This window comes from Pedobacter sp. 05L430, assembly GCF_056397585.1.
Window position 1 is genome coordinate 1 of sequence record NZ_JBFTNT010000405.1, and the last position, 3,138, is coordinate 3,138.

Consider the following 3,138-nt stretch of genomic DNA (forward strand, 5'->3'; position numbering starts at 1 on the left):
ACCTTAAACTCTTAATTGATCATGTACATGCGCTTTTGCCAGAAAAAAGAAGAAAAGTCTTCCTCCTTTCCAGATTTGGCGGTATGTCTTATGCCGAAATCGCCTCACATCTTTCTATTGGAAAAGAAACGGTAAAAGACCACTTGTCTAAAGCATCGCAAACACTTTCAGCATTAAATAAGACGGGAGACTATATTTAAAATATATTTTACCCTCAAGCCCCCCTTACCCACAAGTTGTACTGTATATATTCATGTAAAGGCAGTTAATTGAACTGTCTGAATAATATACAATGGATAACGATAAAAGAAAAGAACTGCTCGAAAAATTTGCGAACAGAACATTAACGCCTAAAGAGCTTGACGAGTTTTGGATGATGATAAAATCCGGAGCACACCAGGAACTTTTGGACGAGGATATTGATTTAGAGCCTTTAAATGTCAGAGAAGTACCTGTAGACATAGATGAGTCCTTGTCAAATATAAAAAATAGTCTCTCTAGTCAGATTGCACAAAAAAAACACCCACTAAAGCTTATTTACAAAATCACCGCAGCTGTAGCAGCCATAGTTTTACTTGTTGGAGGGTTTAAAGGTCATCAATATTTCAATTATATACAGGACACAAAAACTTTTATTACGGTAAATGTTGCCGTTGGTAAAATGCAGAAATTGATTCTGGCGGACAGTTCAGTTGTTACAGTCTCTTCCGGATCAACTTTTAGCTATCCTAAAGCATTCACAAAAACAGAACGACGCGTTTTTCTTACAAATGGAAAGGCATTGTTTGAAGTAAAAAAAGATCCAAGTAAACCATTTAGTGTAGAATCCGGAGACTTACAGACTACAGCTTTAGGAACTTCTTTTACCGTTCAATACAATGAGAGTTACCAGTGGGAAAAAGTAAGCCTTTATACCGGAAAAGTAGTCATCAAACCGAGGAACAAGGCATCTAAACAAGCACCCGTATTCCTTACCCCAGGCAAGGCCTACGAATACAATTATGGCAGTGGAAACATGAGTAGGTTTGATGTGGTTGTTAATGATCCAATTGGCAAACCAGAATTACTTTTTGAGCATACTTCCCTTAATGAGGCCTTATTTAGAATTAGCTCTTATTACAAAATAAGGATTGACTTCAATCCCAAAACCACACTTTCATTTACAGTTAACGGAGATTTCAGCAATCAAACTGTTGATGAAACATTAAAAAACCTTGCATTTATTCACCAATTAAAATTTAAGAAAACTGACAGTTTAAACTACAGATTAATGAAGAAATAAGCTACTAAAAATTAAATCTCAAAAAGAAAGTGCCGTTCGGTAAAACGGCACTTTACAATGCGGGAGCAACCCGCTACTAAAAATTAAATTTCATACTAATAGTAAAAAATTTGTAACAAAAATATGCATTTTAAGATTCATATCCTAACGGATAAATTCATACAAAAAAAACCTAACAGCCTTAAATTCAACCTCTCATTTTTATTTATTCTGTTCGCCACACCTTTATTTTCTCAGGCATATAAAGATATCAGTATACCAGTAAGCATTCATTTTACAAAAGTAAAGGCCTCTGCCCTTCTTAAGGAGCTGAATAAGCAAACAAATTACAAATTTTACTATGATGATATGCTGGAACAGGTTGAACTGGAAAGCCTCAATTATACAAAAGCACCTTTAGGGAAAGTGCTCTCAGAAATGACTCCGTTAGGATTTGGATTCTCCCTTGCTAACAACTCCATTTCGGTAAGGTATTCCAAAGCTTCTTCCAATATAAAGCGTATTAAGCAAGGCAAGATCACAGGAAAGGTGATTGACGAAAAGGGACAGCCTATGCCTGGAGCTGGTATAAAAATAATTGAGAACGGAAAGGTTATTCAAAGTAGTGTTGATGGCACATATTCCATAAGCATTGATCCGGGAACTTACACCTTAGAGGTAAGCTATGTAAGTTATCTGGCAAAACGTATTGGAGGTATACTGGTTGAGGAAGGCAAAACCACACCGCTTAGCATCGCTATGCAACCAGCTAATGAAATGCTGAAACAGGTGGTTGTACAGGGTAGTTATAAAAAAGAATCAATTGCCGGACTTTATGCCCAGCAAAAAAATGCAGCATCATTAACCGACGGTATCTCAGCCGAGCAAATTGCGAAAACACCCGACAATAATGTAGGTGCTGTGTTAAAAAGAATTAGTGGTGTAACAACTCTTGATAATAAGTATGTGGTTGTCCGTGGTTTAACAGAGCGCTACAATCAGGCCATGATAGATGGAATTGTAGTTCCCAATACAGATATGAACAGGCGTAATTTTTCTTTTGACCTGATACCTAATGAACTAGTGGCCAGTGTTGTGGTAAATAAAACAGCAACACCTGATGTGTCTTCAGAGTTTGTTGGCGGACAAGTTATTGTAAATACATTAAGTATCCCCGATCAGAATTTCTTAACGTTAAGCTTTGGAAGCGGTGGGAACACTCAAACTACCGGAAAAGATTTTTTAACTGCCGGAGGAAGAGCAAATAAAGATTATTTTGCATTTGATGATGGCAGACGTGAAAAGCCTGCCGGTCTTGTTTCGTGGAGCTTTGCAAATCGGCAGGACGACCCAAGAATAGAGCATACAGACGAAACAGGATATAAAACCGGCTACAGTGGCGCTATTGAACAAAGTAAAAAATTCGATAACAAGTCATTTGCGATTTACAAAAACCAGGCAATCCCAAATCAAAACTACCGCTTTACTTTAGGGCGTGTATACGAGATTAATGAACAAAAAGGACTTAAAATTGGCTTTACCGGTGGGTTGACATATCGTAATACGCAGCAAAGCAATGAATTTGAATCGGCCAGAAGTTTTGGGGCGCTTATTGATGGTTTTAAATCTCCTGATACACTTGGCCGTGGTACAGGCTATATATTCAATACCACAATTGGTGCAGTATTAAATGGAGGTATACAAGGTGAGAAATTCAAATTAAACCTCAGGAATTTATATACAAAAACGCTCAATGAGGATTTTTACCAAACAATTTTATTAGAAGATTCACAACAGAGTTTGTTCCAGACTAATCTTGTTGATCCTGTTTTCAGCAGCATAAATCAGCATAAAATAGAAGGCGAGCACCTTATAGG

Annotated in this window: 3 protein-coding genes; all 3 read left to right on the forward strand. The window is 37.2% G+C overall.

Annotated elements, in window-relative coordinates:
• The coding region (locus tag AC1DG9_RS25550) for a sigma factor-like helix-turn-helix DNA-binding protein (protein WP_477635513.1) at positions 1-200 on the forward strand (200 nt) is incomplete at its 5' end.
• Positions 201-292: 92 nt separating this feature from the next.
• Positions 293-1,282 carry a FecR family protein gene (locus tag AC1DG9_RS25555; protein WP_288879152.1) on the forward strand — a complete coding sequence of 330 codons (990 nt, stop codon included), beginning with the start codon at positions 293-295 and terminating at the stop codon, positions 1,280-1,282.
• Between the two features lie 123 nt (positions 1,283-1,405).
• The coding region (locus AC1DG9_RS25560; protein WP_477635514.1) for a TonB-dependent receptor at positions 1,406-3,138 on the forward strand (1,733 nt) is incomplete at its 3' end.

Bases quoted from the DNA above. Each gene is read 5' to 3' on its own strand.
- AC1DG9_RS25555 (WP_288879152.1), top strand. From the start codon at position 293: ATGGATAACGATAAAAGAAAAGAACTGCTCGAAAAATTTGCGAACAGA.